Origin of the sequence: Streptomyces sp. NPDC127084, assembly GCF_042724175.1 — a bacterium.
Classification (GTDB): domain Bacteria; phylum Actinomycetota; class Actinomycetes; order Streptomycetales; family Streptomycetaceae; genus Streptomyces.
On the sequence record NZ_JBHXFA010000416.1, the window covers coordinates 1 to 1,122 of the forward strand.

The following is a 1,122-nucleotide window of genomic DNA, read 5'->3' on the forward strand; positions in this document are numbered from 1 at the left end:
ACGACCCGCCTCGGTCCGCCGGGCTGGCTTCGGGTCCCGGAAGGGATCGGCGGCCGGGACCGTCTGCGCCGAGCCACAGTCGGCGGGGTCGAGGTGCTGGGGGAACCCTTCGACCTGGTGGTGGGCGGGCTGCCCGCACAGTACGCACGGCTGCGGGACGGCGAGGTCGTCCTGGCCGACGTCGTCGGGGGTGTCGGCCGTCGTCTCCGTGGGCTCGGAATCGGCGGCCGCGGTTCGACTGTTGAGCTTGGCCTGTGCCTGTTCCAGGAAGTAGGCGTACCGCTCGCGGACGGCGCCACTCGGCTCACGGCCGGCTTCCCAGCCGCTCATCGTCGACGCGCTCACGCCCACCGCGCGTGCCACCTGAGCCCGCGACAGGCCGGTGTCCTCCCGCAGCCGGCGGCGCAACTCCGGGCTCGGCAGCGGGACTTCCTCCCGGACCCCGGCGAGCAGCGCATCGATGGCCGCGTGGGCCGTGGTGTTGTTCGTGTCCCGGTCCATCGGGACTTCCTTCCGTGATCGTCTACGTAAGCGTTTGAGCGCCGCTCCCGGCCTCCGCTAAGGGTTTCCTCAGCCGCGACCTGACGGGGCGGCAGGAGGCCGTCCAGCGGCCCTATCGGGTCACTACGTCCGGGTGACAGGCAGTGCACTTCTCGCCGGAGCCCAGTTCACCGAGCGTTCGGAACCGCGGATTGAGGCGTGCGGCAGGAGAGCCTTCACCGCACTGCCCGCACCATTCGGGCAGGCCCGGCTGGCTGCGCCCGGGGGCCGCCGGAGCGATGGGCGCGCTGGACTTTTCCGCATGCCGGACCAGGTCGGTCCACCCACGGCCCGCCATCTCCCGGGCCCGGTCGCACAGCCATGCCTCCGGGAGGCCTTGAGCAAGCAGTTCGACGGCCTGGCCGTGCAGCTTGGCCTTGGTCCCGTTGATTACCGGCCGGCCAAGGGCAACGGCGTACGCGTCCACGATCCGTCCCCCTGCTGCTGCGCTTTCGCTTGAACGCCCCCGCTGATGCGGGACATCAGCCTCGGAGAGGTTCTGTCCTTCTGGCGCAGCCTCGATCTCTCTCTCTCCGTCCGGAGGGACGTCTCCCAGTGCTTCAGCGTCACCTGAGACAGGAG

Annotated in this window: 2 protein-coding genes; both read right to left on the minus strand. The window is 70.8% G+C overall.

Annotated elements, in window-relative coordinates; translation table 11 throughout:
- On the minus strand, positions 1–501 hold a 501-nt coding region (locus ACFWI9_RS34660), incomplete at its 3' end, for a helix-turn-helix domain-containing protein (protein WP_387169367.1).
- A 112-nt stretch (positions 502–613) separates the two neighbouring features.
- The gene (locus ACFWI9_RS34665) at positions 614–967 is read right to left on the minus strand and encodes a hypothetical protein (RefSeq protein WP_387169370.1); all 354 of its coding nucleotides are present in this window, start codon (positions 965–967) and stop codon (positions 614–616) included.
- Positions 968–1,122: the final 155 nt, after the last annotated feature.